The sequence below is a fragment of the Prosthecobacter sp. genome (assembly GCF_049294395.1).
In the GTDB taxonomy this organism is placed as follows: Bacteria; Verrucomicrobiota; Verrucomicrobiia; order Verrucomicrobiales; family Verrucomicrobiaceae; genus Prosthecobacter.
The window spans coordinates 1-14,223 of sequence record NZ_JBAQCR010000344.1 but is presented as its reverse complement, the minus strand read 5'-3'; the positions used below and the strand labels follow the sequence as shown (position 1 = coordinate 14,223).

At 60.2% G+C, this 14,223-nt stretch carries 14 protein-coding genes and 1 pseudogene; 9 read left to right on the top strand and 6 right to left on the bottom strand.

The window, feature by feature from the left end; translation table 11 throughout:
* The 3 genes and pseudogenes from WAW39_RS22760 to chrA all read left to right on the top strand — a co-directional run.
* Nucleotides 1-527: pseudogene (locus WAW39_RS22760) on the top strand (hypothetical protein); the annotation flags it as partial.
* Nucleotides 528-802: 275 nt separating this feature from the next.
* Nucleotides 803-1,795 carry a bestrophin family protein gene (locus WAW39_RS22755; protein WP_422321454.1) on the top strand — a complete coding sequence of 331 codons (993 nt, stop codon included), beginning with the start codon at nucleotides 803-805 and terminating at the stop codon, nucleotides 1,793-1,795.
* A gap of 67 nt (nucleotides 1,796-1,862) precedes the next feature.
* Nucleotides 1,863-3,203 carry a chromate efflux transporter gene (gene chrA, locus WAW39_RS22750; protein WP_422321453.1) on the top strand — a complete coding sequence of 447 codons (1,341 nt, stop codon included), beginning with the start codon at nucleotides 1,863-1,865 and terminating at the stop codon, nucleotides 3,201-3,203.
* 17 nt (nucleotides 3,204-3,220) lie between these two features.
* Here chrA and WAW39_RS22745 read toward each other — a convergent pair whose 3' ends face one another.
* A complete protein-coding gene (locus tag WAW39_RS22745) occupies nucleotides 3,221-3,910 on the bottom strand; it encodes a VIT1/CCC1 transporter family protein (protein WP_422321452.1) in 690 nt (229 codons plus the stop codon).
* 188 nt (nucleotides 3,911-4,098) lie between these two features.
* Here WAW39_RS22745 and WAW39_RS22740 point away from each other — a divergent pair, with 188 nt between their 5' ends.
* From WAW39_RS22740 to WAW39_RS22725, 4 genes are all read left to right on the top strand, one after another.
* Nucleotides 4,099-7,206: an efflux RND transporter permease subunit gene (locus WAW39_RS22740; RefSeq protein ID WP_422321451.1), complete on the top strand. Its 3,108-nt coding sequence runs from the start codon at nucleotides 4,099-4,101 to the stop codon at nucleotides 7,204-7,206.
* Between the two features lie 88 nt (nucleotides 7,207-7,294).
* Nucleotides 7,295-8,281, top strand: coding sequence for an efflux RND transporter periplasmic adaptor subunit (locus WAW39_RS22735; protein ID WP_422321450.1), 987 nt, complete (start codon nucleotides 7,295-7,297; stop codon nucleotides 8,279-8,281).
* The gene (locus WAW39_RS22730) at nucleotides 8,278-9,564 is read left to right on the top strand and encodes a TolC family protein (protein ID WP_422321449.1); all 1,287 of its coding nucleotides are present in this window, start codon (nucleotides 8,278-8,280) and stop codon (nucleotides 9,562-9,564) included. The genes WAW39_RS22735 and WAW39_RS22730 overlap by 4 nt, the downstream gene beginning before the upstream one ends.
* Nucleotides 9,565-9,634: 70 nt before the next feature.
* Nucleotides 9,635-10,075, top strand: coding sequence for a hypothetical protein (locus WAW39_RS22725; protein ID WP_422321448.1), 441 nt, complete (start codon nucleotides 9,635-9,637; stop codon nucleotides 10,073-10,075).
* On the opposite strand, the gene WAW39_RS22720 is transcribed toward WAW39_RS22725, so the two are convergent.
* From WAW39_RS22720 to WAW39_RS22710, 3 genes are read right to left on the bottom strand one after another with little or no spacing between them, the layout of a single operon-like run.
* A complete protein-coding gene (locus WAW39_RS22720; protein WP_422321447.1) occupies nucleotides 10,064-10,498 on the bottom strand; it encodes a TPM domain-containing protein in 435 nt (144 codons plus the stop codon). The genes WAW39_RS22725 and WAW39_RS22720 overlap by 12 nt on opposite strands.
* 2 nt (nucleotides 10,499-10,500) lie before the next feature.
* Nucleotides 10,501-11,325 (bottom strand): TPM domain-containing protein, encoded by an 825-nt coding sequence (locus WAW39_RS22715; protein WP_422321446.1) that lies wholly within the window; start codon nucleotides 11,323-11,325, stop codon nucleotides 10,501-10,503.
* On the bottom strand, nucleotides 11,322-11,933 hold the full coding sequence (locus tag WAW39_RS22710) for a LemA family protein (RefSeq protein WP_422321445.1): 612 nt from the start codon (nucleotides 11,931-11,933) through the stop codon (nucleotides 11,322-11,324). Before WAW39_RS22710 ends, WAW39_RS22715 begins: the two co-directional genes overlap by 4 nt.
* Nucleotides 11,934-12,078: 145 nt before the next feature.
* On the opposite strand from WAW39_RS22710, the gene WAW39_RS22705 reads away from it, so the two are divergent.
* Nucleotides 12,079-13,086, top strand: coding sequence for a methyltransferase (locus WAW39_RS22705; protein ID WP_422321444.1), 1,008 nt, complete (start codon nucleotides 12,079-12,081; stop codon nucleotides 13,084-13,086).
* A gap of 3 nt (nucleotides 13,087-13,089) precedes the next feature.
* On the opposite strand, the gene WAW39_RS22700 is transcribed toward WAW39_RS22705, so the two are convergent.
* Together WAW39_RS22700 and WAW39_RS22695 are read right to left on the bottom strand one after the other, a co-directional pair.
* On the bottom strand, nucleotides 13,090-13,554 hold the full coding sequence (locus WAW39_RS22700; protein WP_422321443.1) for a c-type cytochrome domain-containing protein: 465 nt from the start codon (nucleotides 13,552-13,554) through the stop codon (nucleotides 13,090-13,092).
* A 76-nt stretch (nucleotides 13,555-13,630) separates the two neighbouring features.
* Nucleotides 13,631-13,912, bottom strand: coding sequence for a putative quinol monooxygenase (locus WAW39_RS22695; RefSeq protein WP_395731947.1), 282 nt, complete (start codon nucleotides 13,910-13,912; stop codon nucleotides 13,631-13,633).
* A 77-nt stretch (nucleotides 13,913-13,989) separates the two neighbouring features.
* On the opposite strand from WAW39_RS22695, the gene WAW39_RS22690 reads away from it, so the two are divergent.
* Nucleotides 13,990-14,223 (top strand): hypothetical protein (locus WAW39_RS22690; protein ID WP_422321442.1); only part of this gene is annotated, 234 nt, incomplete at its 3' end.

The following is a 14,223-nucleotide window of genomic DNA, read 5'->3' as shown; positions in this document are numbered from 1 at the left end:
CCTGTGAACACCGGCAGGCCACGCGCGAGTGGACGCTCTCCCATCCCGCCAACCAGCAGTGGCTGTGCAAGCTGCCGCGTCAGCGCGCGGAGCAGTGGAATGATGGATTCTTCATCGAGCACGATGTGCGTGACATCGGTGCCGTGCGCATCGGACCGGAAGATGATCTGCAGGCCATCCTGCGCATGGGCACCGACTTCGGCACCTGCCTCAGCGCAGGCAGCTTCAACAGCTTCTCCACCGTCGCAAACGCGCTCGATGCCAACAAACGTGTGCTTTACGCACGCGATACGCAGGGGCGTGTCTGGGCGCGGCAGCTCGTCGCCATTTCCGACAGCGGTCACCTCGTCTGCTTCCCCGTTTATGCACGCCGCTCACACGCCGCCCTGCGCCATCTCTTTGCCGCCTATGATCACACCTTCGCCCAAGCACTGCGCCTGCCGCTTTGGAAATCCCGGGAGGACACCGCACCCATCGCCAAAATCGTCTGCAAAGAGTGGTACGACGATGGGATCTGGCGGCCTTGATTCCATGAGTCGTCGCCAGAACATCCGCACCTTTTGAGGGCCACATTGAACCGCAACGTGGCCCTCAAGCTCATCAACGGCGAAATTCCAACCTCCTTCGGGAAGGTTGATGTGCTGCCCCATGATCTCCGACAACGTGAATGACGCAAAAACTGATCGCGCAGCGTGCGTCCGCCATCGTATAGACCGCGTCATTCACCGAAGCCCTGCCTGGCATGCAGAGTGCTTTGAACTGGCCCCCTTCAGCATCACTTCCCAAATCGCATCAGCACCCCATGTACGTCGGCAAAGACTTCCGTTTGATCCTGCTCTGGCATTTCGCACGTCGAAATTTCATCGAGTCCCTGTTCATCAGCACTTTGGCGGTTGTCCTCTATCGTTTCGCGGGAATGAGCTGGATCGCCATTCCCTTTCTGCCAATCGGCACCATCGGCACCGCAGTGGCGTTCTTTGTCGGTTTCAAGAACAACCAGGCCTTTGACCGCCTGTGGGAGGCACGCCGTCTGTGGGGTGGCATCACCAATGCCTCCCGCAGCTTCGTCGCCCACCTGAAGGCCAGTCTTCCCGCCGCCTCTGAGGAAGTACGCGAGGCCGCCTACCGCCACCTCGCCTTCATCAACATCCTCCGTCTGCAGCTGCGCCGCACCATCCCCTGGGCCACCAGCAAGCAGAACCTCCACAAGACCTTCGCCGGCGAGCGCCGCGAGCTTGAGGAGTTTGAGAAAGGTCTCGAGCGCATCCTCGGGGAGCACGACAAGATGGTTTACTTCGACCACCTCAAGAGCCTCAACAATCCCGCCTGCATGCTCCTCAAGGTGCATGCCGAGCACCTTGCCAGGCTGAAGCGCGAGGGCGCGCTCGATGCCTTCGAGCACATCGAACTCATGCGCCTCGTCACTGAGTTCCACAATCTTCAGGGTGGATGCGAGCGCATCAAGACGACCCCGCTCTTCCGCCAGTACAGCATCTCCAGCCATATCTTTGTGCACATCTTCATCCTGCTGCTCCCCTTTGGCCTGCTGAAGGATCTCAGTGCCGTTGTGGGCGGGCCCGGTGTCTGGCTCACCATTCCCTTTTCGGTGCTCATCTCCTGGGTCTTCTACACCATGGAGCAGACCGGGGAGTTCAGCGAAAACCCATTCGACAACGCCATCAACGACACCCCCATCTCCACCATCTGCCGCAACATCGAGATCGATGTCCGCGAGATCCTTGGCGAAGAAAAGCTGCCCCCGAAGCTGCAGCCCGAAAACAACGTACTGCTCTGACGGGTGGAGCGGTCACGCTGGAGATGCCCCCCCGCTGCTGCCAGAGGCAAATCTTCCTTGGTTGATCATGACAGCGAACTCAGGCATGGAGACGCTGATGAGCAGCGATGAAACACCTCCTTCCATGCCCACCTTTGGCCAGGCCCTGCGCTACTGGTTCAAACTCGGCTGCATCAGCTTCGGCGGCCCTGCCGGGCAGATCGCCATCATGCACAAGGAGCTCGTGGACAAGCGCCGCTGGATCAGTGATGCCCACTTCCTGCACGCGCTGAATTTCTGCATGCTGCTGCCCGGACCCGAGGCGCAGCAACTGGCCACTTATCTCGGGTGGCGCTTGCATGGCGCGAAGGGCGGCATCGCAGCAGGGGCCTTGTTTGTGCTGCCCTCGGTCTTCATCCTGTTCGGCTTGAGCTGGCTCTACATGGCAGGCGGGCATCTCCCATGGCTCGCGGCCATCTTCCACGGCCTTCTCGCTGCCGTCATCGCCGTGGTGGCAGAGGCGGTGCTGCGCATTGGCAAAAAGGCGCTCAAAAGCCCCACGCTATGGTTCGTGGCCGCGCTGAGTTTTGTCGCCATCTACGTCTTCCAAATCTCGTTCGTCCTTATCGTGCTCGGTGCTGCCGTGTTAGGCTACGTTGGCAACCGCTTGCTGCCAAAACAGTTCCCCGCTGGCAAAGGACACGGTGCCGCCAAAGACAGCACCTCATCCATTGAGCTACCGCCTGCGCCCAAGGTAACGTGGACGCGCAGCTTCACCATCACGTCCCTTTGCCTCACGCTCTGGTGGCTGCCGGTCTTTGTAATCGCAGGGTGGCTTGGCTGGAGCAGCACGCAGGCACAGCAGGGCTTGTTTTTCAGCAAGGCCGCGCTCGTCACTTTTGGCGGTGCGTATGCGGTGCTGCCTTATGTCGCGCAACAGACGGTGGAAATCCACGGCTGGCTGTCGCATCCACAGATGATGAGCGGCCTCGCCCTGGCCGAGACCACACCCGGTCCGCTCATCATGGTGCTGCAGTTCGTCGGCTTCGTCGGCGGCTGGCAGCATCCGGGTGATCTGACGCCGTTTGCCGGAGCGACGGTCGGCGCGCTCATCACCACCTGGGTCACCTTCATTCCCTGCTTCCTGTTCATCTTCCTCGGTGCTCCTCACATCGAAAAACTCGGCGAGCAGCCGCGCCTCAGCGCCGCACTGACGACCATCACAGCCGCTGTCGTCGGTGTCATTCTCAATCTCGGCGTGAAGTTCACCACTCACGCCCTATGGCCTGCCAGCGGAGGCTTTGATGCATTTATCACCGTGCTCGCCATTGCCGCTTTCATCGCCATGCAGCGCTTCAAGGTCGGACTCATGCCCGTCATCGGCGCCTGCGCACTCCTGGGTCTCGTCAAACAACTCGCTTTAGCCTGAGCGCATTCGTCAGTCGATCAAACCACTGCACCAAACAGCGCACCCACGCCCGCCGTCAGCCCCATCGCCAAAGCTCCCCAGAACGTGACACGCCAGGCGGACTTCAGCACGGGCGAACCACCCGCGCGAGCCGCAAGAGCACCCAGCAAGGCCAGAAACAGCAGCGAGCTGAGCGACACCGTCCACAAAAGAACGGATGCAGGCACCACCACGACCAGGAGCAGCGGCAGCGCGGCACCCACTGCAAAAGAAGCCGCCGAGGCAAACGCCGCCTGCACCGGCCGTGCGATCAGCGTATCAGAAATACCCAGTTCATCGCGGGCATGCGCGCCCAGCGCATCCTTCTTCATCAACTGGACTGCCACCTGTTTGGCCAGCTCTGGTTCAAGCCCACGGCTCACATAGATCGCCGCCAGTTCGGCGTGTTCATTCTCGCCATCTTCGGCCAGTTCCTGACGCTCTCGTGCGATGTCTGCCTGTTCCGTATCCGACTGGGAGCTGACAGACACATACTCACCCGCTGCCATCGACATCGCCCCGGCGACCAATCCTGCGATGCCCGCGACCAGCACATTGCTCTGGCTCGACTCCGCCGCAGCCACCCCCACAATCAAACTCGCCGTGGAAACAATGCCATCATTGGCTCCGAGAACTGCGGCACGCAGCCAGCCGATGCGATGCGCACGATGATTTTCAGAATGACTCATGCCCTGAGCATCCTGCGTTAACACCGTAGCTGCAAGACGGATCGTGCGGATTGTTCCTGACAAAACCAGCCTATGGGATTGCCACCGAGTGCAATAACCGGCTAGTCTGGTGAGTGTTGTTGCTTGATAGAACCTGACCTCCCGGCCAGTTACCAGCCCCCCTTTCAGCCATTCGTCATTTCTCCCGCATGTCCCTTCCCCGCTTCGCCCTCCGCCATCCATGGACTGTCATCGTCATCGTCGTGGCGATCCTGCTCGGCGCGTGGCAGGCCAAGGAAAAGATGGCGCGCGATGTCTTTCCCACACTGGGCATTCCGACCATCTACGTCGCGCAGCCCTACGGCGGCATGGACCCGCTGCAGATGGAAGGCTACCTGACCTACTACTACGAGTACCACTTCCTCTACATCGCCGGCATCGAGCACGTGGAGTCCAAGAACATCCAGGGCGCTTCGATCATGAAGCTGCAGTTTCATCCCGGCACCGACATGTCCGCCGCGCTCTCTGAAACGATCGCGTATGTGAACCGCGCGCGTTCCTTCATGCCGCTCGGCACTCCGGGGGCTTTCGTCACGCGCTTTGATGCAGGCAGCGTCCCAGTGGGCAATCTCGTCTTCTCCACGGAGAATCCCAATCGCACCGTGGGCCAGATGCAGGATGCTGCGCTCAACATGGTGCGACCGCTTTTTGCCACGCTGCCCGGTGTTTCTGCACCACCACCGTTTGGCGGTAGTGCGCGTACCATTTTGATCAATGTGAAGCCGGACCGTCTCCGCGCCTACGGCCTTTCGACCGATGACATCGTGGCGGCGATGACTGCGGCCAACACCATCAGCCCCAGCGGCAATCTCGCGCTTCCCAACAGCTTCCCCATCGTTCCCACGAACGCGATCGTCAAAAACATCCAGGATCTCGCCGCCGTGCCGGTCAAAGTCACCGAGCAGGGAGCCGTCTATGTTCGTGACATCGGCGAAATCAGCGACGGCAGCGACATGATGTACAGCATCGCGATGGTGAACGGCAAGCGGACCGTGTACATGCCCGTCACCAAACGCAGCGATGCCTCCACGCTCAGCGTCGTTGAGCTGGTGAAACAAAACCTGCCCAAGTTCAAAGCCGCCTGCCCCGAGGACATCAACGTCACCTTTGAGTTTGATCAAAGTCCCTGGATCATCCGCGCCATTCGTGATCTCGTCAAAGAAGGCATCCTCGGTGCCGCGCTCACCGGCCTCATGGTGCTCATTTTCCTGCGGGATCTGCGCAGCGCCTTCATCGTCGTCCTGAACATTCCCCTCGCCATCGCGGCCGCGGTGCTCGCGCTGTGGATCGGCGGTTACACGATCAATCTCATGACTCTGGGCGGCCTCGCGCTCGCCGTCGGTATTTTGGTGGATGAAGCCACCGTGGAAATCGAAAACATCCATCGCCACATGAAACAGGGCGGAGGGCGTTCGCTTGCCCGCCTTGTTTTGGACGCGTCTGAAGAAACCATCGGTCCGCGCTCGCTTTCCATGCTCTGCGTTCTCGCCGTCTTCGTGCCGAGCTTCTTCATGACGGGTGCCGCCAAAGCACTCTTCCTGCCGCTGTCCCTCGCCGTGGGCTTCAGCATGATCGCCTCGTATCTGCTCTCCAGCACCCTCGTGCCGATCCTGAACATCTGGTGGCATTCCGCACCGCGTGCGGAGACGAAAACCAAACCCGCAGGCGAATCCGCACTGCGCTGGATTTTTCTCCCCTCGCTCACCACTCGGCACATCCTCGTTCCCGCCTACCTCGGCGGCGTCATTTTCGCCATCAGCATCCTGCTGCCCTTCATCGGCACCGAGATCTTCCCGCAGATCGACGCCGGGCAGCTCCAGCTCCGCCTGCGTGCGCCCACCGCCACGCGGCTTGAAACCACGGAGCAGATCGCCCTGCGCACGCTGGCCATCATTGGCGAAGAAACCGGTCCTGAAAAAGTCTCCATCAGCATGGGCCTCGTCGGCGTGCACGCGCCGAACTATCCCGTCAATCTCATCCATCAGTGGAACAGCGGCCCCGAGGAGGCCATCCTGCAAATCCAGCTCAAAGACGGCAGCGGCGTGGCCATCTCTCCGCTGCGCGAGAAACTCCGCGCACGCCTCGCCGCCGAGTTCCCACAGGTGCAGTTCTCCTTTGAGCCTGCTGACATCGTTTCACGCGTCATGGCCCTCGGTTCACCCACGCCCATCGAAGTGGCTGTCAGCGGCAAGGATTTCGCCGCCAGCCGTGCGCATGCGGATGTGCTCAAAACCAAACTCGCTGAACTCAAGGACCTCCGCGATGTGCAATTCAGCCAGACCCTCGACTATCCCAGCGTCGATGTGCAGATCGACCGCGAACGCGCCGGCCTGCTCGGCGTGAAGATGAGCGATGCCACCCGCAGCCTCGTGGCCGCGACCGCCAGCAGCCGTTTCACCGTGCCGAACTTCTGGGCCGACACCAAGACCGGCGTCAGCTATTCGTTGCAGGTCCAGGTGCCGCAGACGCTGATGAAAGGTCTCGAAGACCTGCGCAACCTGCCCGTCACCGCGCAGAACAGACCACCGGTTCCGCTGCGCAACATCGCCAAGATCAGTGAAGGCAGCGTCATCGGCCAGTACGACCGCTACAACATGGCCCGCACCGTTTCCATCACCGCAAATCTTCATGACCAGCCGCTCGGCGTCATTGCCAAGCAGGTCGAAAAAGTCATCGCATCCAATCCTGCGCCCGCCGGTGTCAGCGTCACGTTGCGTGGTCAGGTGCCGCCGCTCAAGGAACTCCAAAGCGGCCTGCAGACCGGTCTGCTCATTGCCATCGTGACGATCTTCCTGCTCCTCGTTGCCAATTTCCAAAGCGTGCGCCTCGCCTTCATGGTGCTCACCACCATCCCTGCCGCGCTGCTCGGTGTGGTGCTGGCTCTCATGCTCACCGGCACCACCTTGAACCTGCAAAGCTTCATGGGCGCCATCATGTCGGTCGGTGTCGCTGTAGCCAATGCCATCCTGCTCGTCACCTTCGCCCATCGCGCCCAGCTCACAGGTCTGAGCAAACGCGACGCCGCGCTGGAAAGCGCCACCACGCGCCTGCGCCCTATCCTCATGACCACCCTCGCCATGATCGCCGGCATGATCCCCATGGCTCTCGCCCGCTCACAGACCAGCCCGCTCGCCATCGCCACCATCGGCGGCCTCGCGCTCGCCACCGTGGCGACGCTGCTCGTGCTGCCTGCCGTGTATGCACTGCTCGCCAGCAAGGTGGCGAAGACCGCATCGATGGAACCCATTGAGAGTTAAGTCCACGAACTTCCGCGACTTCCCAAGCCTCCGGCCAATTTAAAATTTTCAGTTCCCAGTTTTCAGTTTTCAATCCTCCGCCACTCCCATGCGCCTGCTGATCTTCCTCCTCCTCACCACCCTCTCTTCTGCGCTGGACCTCCCCGCCACCAAGCCCACCACCGGCACCATCCACCGCTGGGTCGCCTTGCCTGCCACGCTCGCGCCATTTCAGCAGGCGGTGCTTTACGCGAAAGTCACTGGCTACATCGCCACCATCAGCGTTGATAAAGGCGATGCCGTCAAAGCCGGTCAGGTGATCGCCAAACTCGAAGTGCCCGAACTCCAGGCGGACCTCGCCAAGAGCAAAGCCGAAGTCGCCGCCGCCAGTCTTGAATCCAAGCGCATGCATGAAGCCCGCGCCAAATCGCCGGACATCGTGCTGCCGCAGTCGGTTGAGGATGCAGAAGCCAAGCTGGCCATCGCCAAAGCTGGCATGGACCGCGTCACCACCATGCTCGCCTTTGCGGAGATCAAAGCTCCGTTCGATGGCATCATCACTGCACGCCATGTGGATGTCGGAGCACTGGTCAACGCCCACACCAGCAAGGTCGTCGAGATCGTCGATGCCAGCACGCTGCGCCTCCAGATCCCCGTCACCGAAATGGAAGCCGGGCTCGTCGCCGTCGGCAAACCCGTGAAAGCCCAGATCGATGCCAGCGGCCCCTCACCCGTCGAAGCCAGCATTTCACGCATCGCTTATGCGCTCGATCCTGCCACCCGCACCATGCTCGCTGAAGCTGACCTCAAAAACGCCGAGCTCAAGCTCCGCCCCGGCATGTATGCGATGGCGAAGATCGCCGTCGAAAAACACGACAAGGCCACGCTCATCCCCGTCGCCGGACTCGTGATGGAAAAGACCAATGCCTTTGTCTTCAAGCATGTGGATGGCAAGGCAATGAAGACTGCGGTTAAGCCCGGCTTCAATGACGGAACCAATGTCGAGATTCCTGATCTTAAAGCAGACGACGTGATCCTGCTGCCCGGCACCACGTTGCTCACCGACAAACAACCAGTGACTCTCGCGAAGCCATGAAACTCTTCCTTTCTTTTCTTTTCGTCGCGACACTCGTCCATGCCGATCCCGCCTTCGTCGATCTCCGCACCGTCATGCGCCTTGCAGGTGCGAACAACGACGAGATTCAGCTCGCGCGCGCCAAGCATGATGAAGCGGTGGCGGAGTCGAAGCAGGCGTGGCAGCGCTTTTGGCCCACCTTGAGTCTCGGCGCTGGGTATCGCGGCCATGAAGGACGTTTGCAGGACATTGCAGGCAATGTGTTCAATGCGAACAAACAGCAGTACAATGTCGGCACCGGTGCCATGATCGACTGGTCTCCCGGTGACATTTATTATTCCGCACTCGCCGCCAAGCAGCGCGCGCTTGCCGCCGAGCACCTCGCGGAAAAGGCACGCATCGACATCGTGACGCAATCCGTGGAGCGCTACTACGACCTGCTCGCCGCCGAGGCCATGCTCACCATCATTGAAGACGACCTGCAACTCACCGAAGACTATGGCAAGCAGCTTGATGGTGCTGTCACCGCAGGCACCGCCTTCCGCGCCGACCTGCTGCGCGTCAAATCGCAGATCAGCCGGGCGAAGCTGGCGATTCGCCAAGGTGAGGAGCAGCGCGATCTTGCCGTCGCTCGTCTTGCTGAAATCCTCCGTCTCACTCCGGACGCCGTGCTACGTCCCGCGAAGTCGGATCTCGTTCCGGTGAGGATGATGTCTGGCAAAGGCGTCGCCACCATGATCTCGCTCGCGCAGCAGCACCGGCCCGAGATTCATGCCGCGCAGGCCATTCACAGTTCCATGGATGCTGAAAAAGATCGCGCCCGTGTCGCCCCCTTGATCCCGAGTGTGCAGGCTGGCTACACTACAGGCGGACTGGGCGGCGGGCCCAACGTGGGCAACCAGTGGGGCAACTTTGGCAGCCAGCAAGACTACTACCTCGGTCTTGGTTGGAAGATCGGCCCCGGCGGTTTGTTTGACCGTCAGCGTCAAAAGCTGGCGGATGCCCGTGAAGAAAGCGCCTCCCTGCAAACCAGTCAGGTCAAAGCCGCCGTCGGTCGCGAAGTCGTCGAAGCCGCCACCCGTGCACAGTCCGCGAATGATCAGATCAAGATCAACGACGAAGCCGTGGCTGCCGCCGAAGAGATGACCAAGCTGGCCAAGGAACGCCAGGCCAGCCAGGTGGGCGTGGTGCTGGAATACCTGCTGGCACGCGAAGAACTGACCCGTGCGCGCCAGAGCCGCGTCATGGCCGTGACCGATTTCAACAAAGCGCAGCATGCGCTGAAGCGGGCGGTGGGAAAATAGGCCTTGGCCCATTTCCTGATGAGTTGGGGTTCCGGTTGCATCACTGCCTGGCTGCCTCACACTCGTCCCAATGACTCCGCCCTCCATTCCCCATACCGCACTTTTTATTTACAGCGAGTGCTTCGCTGAAAGCGAGGAGGGTCGCCGCTTTCATGTGTTTGCCAGGCTGGAAGACAGTGATCAGCGGGTGATATTTTACACCCATGACATGCCGGATCTGCCGATCACCGTCTGGCATCAGCTTGAACTGCCGGAGCCCCTCGCCACTCAAATTGAAGCTACTTTCAATGCACTGAAAATTCCGCTGAATCCCGGCGTGCGCGCCTGTGACAATCGGCATTACCATCGCGGCCTAGAGCTGCAGGTGCAGGGTGCCTCCTTTTGTCTGGGCTGGGATGCAGCCGAAAGCGAACTGACCGATGCACTGTCTCCCTTGCTCAGCCTCCTCCAGCCGCTGGTGGATGAAATGAAAGCCGGACTTGAGGCTAAATACCCTGCCTCAATCCCGTAGCACTTCGTTCGGCAGTTCGTTCACATCGTTTCCCAAACGAGGGAAATGCGCCGCAAGCGCACGGCCGATGTCTTCAATCAGACGCACGAGCGAACTGGTGTAATCGCCCGCCTTAAAGCCTTCGGACAACTGATGCGCGAGCTGGTTCCAGAACGCCTCTTTGCAGAAGTGATGAATGCCCTCATCCGCCACGATCGCAAACTTGCGCGCCTTGGGGCCCACGAAGATGAGAACGGCGTTTCGTTGCTTTGTGTTTTGCATGTTCAGACGCGCGAAGGTTTTCCATGCCTCCGCAATCGGGTCTTCAACGAACTTGTCCGTCACAAAAACACGCAGTTCTCCGCTGGTTTGCGCTTCAGCAGATTGGATCGCCTGGATCACCTGCTGATCTGCAATCGTGGCGATGAATTGGTTCGCGTTCATGGTTACCATCCTCCGCTGGCACCGCCTCCCCCGGTGCTGCCACCACCCCCGGAAAATGAGGAACCGCCGCTACTTCCTCCGCCACCGCTACTCCATCCTCCACCACCACTGCTCCAGCTGCCACTGCTGCTCCAGTTCCAATTGTACCAGGGTTGACCACTCTGCACGCGGCGACGCCCCTTCGCGTCATAAAGATGGCCACCTCGAATTCGAAAATAAAGATTAAGGCCGATGGTGAACAGAATGAACGTAAAGAAAAGGACCAGCACCCACACCTGCGGATCGCCATGGGACTCGGCCAAGGTTTTGCCAGTGCCTTGGTACTCGCCCTTCGTCGCCTCGATCATTGCGGCCACCGCGAAGCTGGCACCGCCGGTGTAATCTTGTTTCCGAAAAAACGGCTTCATGCCCTCGATAATGCGAAAACACTCCGCATCCGTCAGGCTGGCTTCCAGGCCGTAGCCGGTCTGAATGCGCATCTTGTGATCTTCAATGAAGACAAACAGCACCGCGCCATTGTCACGATCCGCACGGCCCACTCCCCATTTCTCAAAAGCACGTGTGCAGTAGTCCTCCAGGCTCGAATCAGTGAGCATGCGGGAATAGATGGCCACGAGCAGCTGATTTGAGCTTTCACGCTCATATTGGGCCAGACGCTCGTTCAACTGATCGGCCACGCCATGGTCCACGACGCCCGTGGAATCATTGAAGAATCGCGCGGGCTTTTCCGGCAACTGTTCAGCGGCCACCACAGCGGTGACGGCAAGCACCAGCATGGCGGACGCCAGCCGCAGCGGGCCGAGCCAGGATGTGGCCAGTCTATTCACGGCTGTTTGGGGGCAGCGCTGCCACCGAATTTAAAGTCCACTTTGGGCGGCTCCTCAGAACCTGGTTTCGCCTGGAAGTAGGGCCGCTCCTTGAAGCCGAGCGCCGCTGCGTAAAACACAGCAGGGATGCTCTTGATCTTGGTGTTGTAACTCTGCACCACTTCGTTGAAGCGCCCGCGCTCCACCGCGATGCGGTTTTCCGTGCCTTCCAGCTGCGATTGCAGGGCTAGGAAGCCCGCATTCGCCTTGAGGTCGGGATAACGCTCCGCTACCACGAGCAACCGGCTCAGTGCTCCACCCAGCGCGCCCTGTGCCTTTTCAAAGGCTTCAAACTGCGCAGGATCGGAAGGTGCGTTGTTGACCTGCACCTTGCCGATGGATGCGCGCGCCTCGGTGATTTCCGTGAGCGTGCTTTTCTCGAAATCCGCCGCGCCTTCCACGGTCTTCACCAGATTCGGAATCAGGTCGGCGCGCCGTTGATACACGTTCTGCACCTGGGCCCACTGCCCTTCGACAGCCTGATTGCCCGAAACAAGACCGTTGTAGCCGGCCATGACGGTCAGGACGATTACAGCAAGAACACCAAGGACAACCAAGAGCGATTTCATGAGGCCGATGATAGGAGCCACATCAACAAACGCGATGAATAAATTGCCGCCATTTTGTAAAGCCACCGAACAGCCGTGCTCCCGGCAAAATCTTTGATGACGATTGGACTCCTTCTGCCACAATCGGACAAAACTCATCCACCCCATGCACCCGACTCCTGATCACATCCTGCACACCGGTCTCGCCTTCTGGAGCTCCAAGACACTGCTCAGCGCAGTGGAGATGGAAATCTTCACGGAACTGGCAAAGCACCCGGGGGATCTCGCCACGCTGCAAGGACGGCTCGGACTGCATCCGCGTGGAGCGCGTGATTTTCTGGATGCACTGGTGGCGCTCGGTTTCCTCCAGCGGGACGGCGATGGCATCTACCGCAACACACCGGATACCGAGTTGTTTTTGGACAAGTCCAAGCCCTCCTACATCGGCGGCATCTTGGAAATGGCCAACCATCGTCTCTACCCATTCTGGGGCAGCCTGACGACAGCGGTCCGCACTGGTGAGGCTCAAAACGAATCCAAAGGCGGGCATGATCCCTTCACCGCGCTCTATGCCGATCCTGCCAAGCTGCGCGAATTTCTGCGTGCCATGTCAGGTGTGAGCCGCGGAGCCAACATGGCCATCGCGCAGAAGTTTCCATGGGGTGACTATCGCAGCTGTGCAGACATCGGCACCGCACAGGGAGATCTGGTGACGCAGATCACTCTGGCGCAGCCGTATCTCCAAGGCATTGGTTTTGATCTGCCTGAAGTAGGCCCCATCTTCGAAGAGTACATCGCCTCAAACGAACTGGATGCCCGCGTGCGCTTTGCAGGCGGCAGCTTCTTCACCGATGAACTGCCCAAGGCGGACGTGCTGCTCTTTGGCCACATCCTGCATGACTGGGATCTGGCAACGAAACGGATGCTGCTGCAAAAGGCCTACGCCGCGCTGCCCACCGGTGGTGCCGTGGTGGTGTATGACTCGATCATCGACGATGCACGCAAGGAGAATGCCTTCGGCCTGCTCATGAGTCTGAACATGTTGATCGAGACCCCGGGCGGGTTTGACTACACCGGCGCAGACTGCATCGGCTGGATGCAGGAAGCTGGCTTTACAAACTGCCGCGTGGAGCACCTGGTGGGCCCGGACTCGATGGTGATCGGCATCAAGTAAGCATCAGCGCTCAAGCAGCCCCTTCTGGCGCGGAATGACCACTCGTGGCTGCAGAAAGCCCGCTGGGTTGTCCGGCCAGTACGCGCCGTCCTCGATCCATTCATACAGGATGTCCACTTCCGACCCGGCGAGCATGGGGCCGCCATGGTACAAGCCTGGGTGATTGCCGCCCTCTGCCACAGCCGTAAGCAGCCTGCTGGCATTGGGATCTCCTGGGACGACGAACGCACGCCCATGTCTCCGCGGGGCATACAGACCGCTGCGCTGGACCAGTGTCAGCCCGGCTGGAGGATGGCTGCCGCGATGACAGGCCAGGCAGTGGGTTTCGAGCACCGGTTTGACGTACTGCATGAAATACCCATAACCGGCCACCGCTTCAAAAGGATGCTCAGGATCAGTCTTGTGCGCACACGCGGCCAACCAAACCAGACCCAGGCAAAGACCCAAAAGAATAACAAGGCGTTTCATCGCGCACTGCTAGCCTCTTGCACGCCATCTGTGACGTCGAATCTGCCTCAGCAAGGCTGTTCCCGCAGCCAGGAGCTTAATAGACCGGGCCTTTGACCGCCCAGCGCTTGAGCACAAAGCCGGGGCCCTTGGCGCGCCATTTGGCCACGTGCGGGGTGGTGTAATGCAGATCAAAGGCGGCCTGATCCACGTAGCTCTCGCTCAGCGCGAAGAGATTGGACTGCTCATTGTCCCGGCTGACTTCAAAGCGAAGGCAGCCCGGCTCCAAACGCGAAGCGGCGGCGTTTTCAAGGATGACAGCAAGGAACTCATCGATCTTCAGCGGATCGATCTCGAGGATGACAATAACGTTGACCATGACGGCAAGAGAGAGGCGATTTTTGCTGAACATGCAACCTGCGTTCTACGTATCATGGCCTTAACATCTCCCCAGCCATGAAACTTCGACTCGTCCTCCCCGCGCTGTTCGCCCTCAGTCTTCACGCTCAAGACACCAAGCCAGCACAGGCACCCGCCCCACCGGCGGCGGCCCCCAAGGCAGAGACGAAGCCTGCCCCCGCAGCTCCAGCCAAGGTGGAGCCCAAGCCTGCGGCAGCCACTCCTCCGGCCAAGCCCGAAACCAAACCTGCGGCAGCCCCTGCGAAGCCTGCACCGGCCCCGGTTGCAACC

Bases quoted from the DNA above. Each gene is read 5' to 3' on its own strand.
- WAW39_RS22695 (WP_395731947.1), bottom strand. From the start codon at position 13,912: ATGGTCAACGTTATTGTCATCCTCGAGATCGATCCGCTGAAGATCGAT.
- WAW39_RS22755 (WP_422321454.1), top strand. From the start codon at position 803: ATGTACGTCGGCAAAGACTTCCGTTTGATCCTGCTCTGGCATTTCGCA.
- WAW39_RS22735 (WP_422321450.1), top strand. From the start codon at position 7,295: ATGCGCCTGCTGATCTTCCTCCTCCTCACCACCCTCTCTTCTGCGCTG.
- WAW39_RS22700 (WP_422321443.1), bottom strand. From the start codon at position 13,554: ATGAAACGCCTTGTTATTCTTTTGGGTCTTTGCCTGGGTCTGGTTTGG.
- WAW39_RS22705 (WP_422321444.1), top strand. From the start codon at position 12,079: ATGCACCCGACTCCTGATCACATCCTGCACACCGGTCTCGCCTTCTGG.
- WAW39_RS22720 (WP_422321447.1), bottom strand. From the start codon at position 10,498: ATGAACGCGAACCAATTCATCGCCACGATTGCAGATCAGCAGGTGATC.
- chrA (WP_422321453.1), top strand. From the start codon at position 1,863: ATGACAGCGAACTCAGGCATGGAGACGCTGATGAGCAGCGATGAAACA.
- WAW39_RS22740 (WP_422321451.1), top strand. From the start codon at position 4,099: ATGTCCCTTCCCCGCTTCGCCCTCCGCCATCCATGGACTGTCATCGTC.
- WAW39_RS22725 (WP_422321448.1), top strand. From the start codon at position 9,635: ATGACTCCGCCCTCCATTCCCCATACCGCACTTTTTATTTACAGCGAG.
- WAW39_RS22745 (WP_422321452.1), bottom strand. From the start codon at position 3,910: ATGAGTCATTCTGAAAATCATCGTGCGCATCGCATCGGCTGGCTGCGT.
- WAW39_RS22730 (WP_422321449.1), top strand. From the start codon at position 8,278: ATGAAACTCTTCCTTTCTTTTCTTTTCGTCGCGACACTCGTCCATGCC.
- WAW39_RS22710 (WP_422321445.1), bottom strand. From the start codon at position 11,933: ATGAAATCGCTCTTGGTTGTCCTTGGTGTTCTTGCTGTAATCGTCCTG.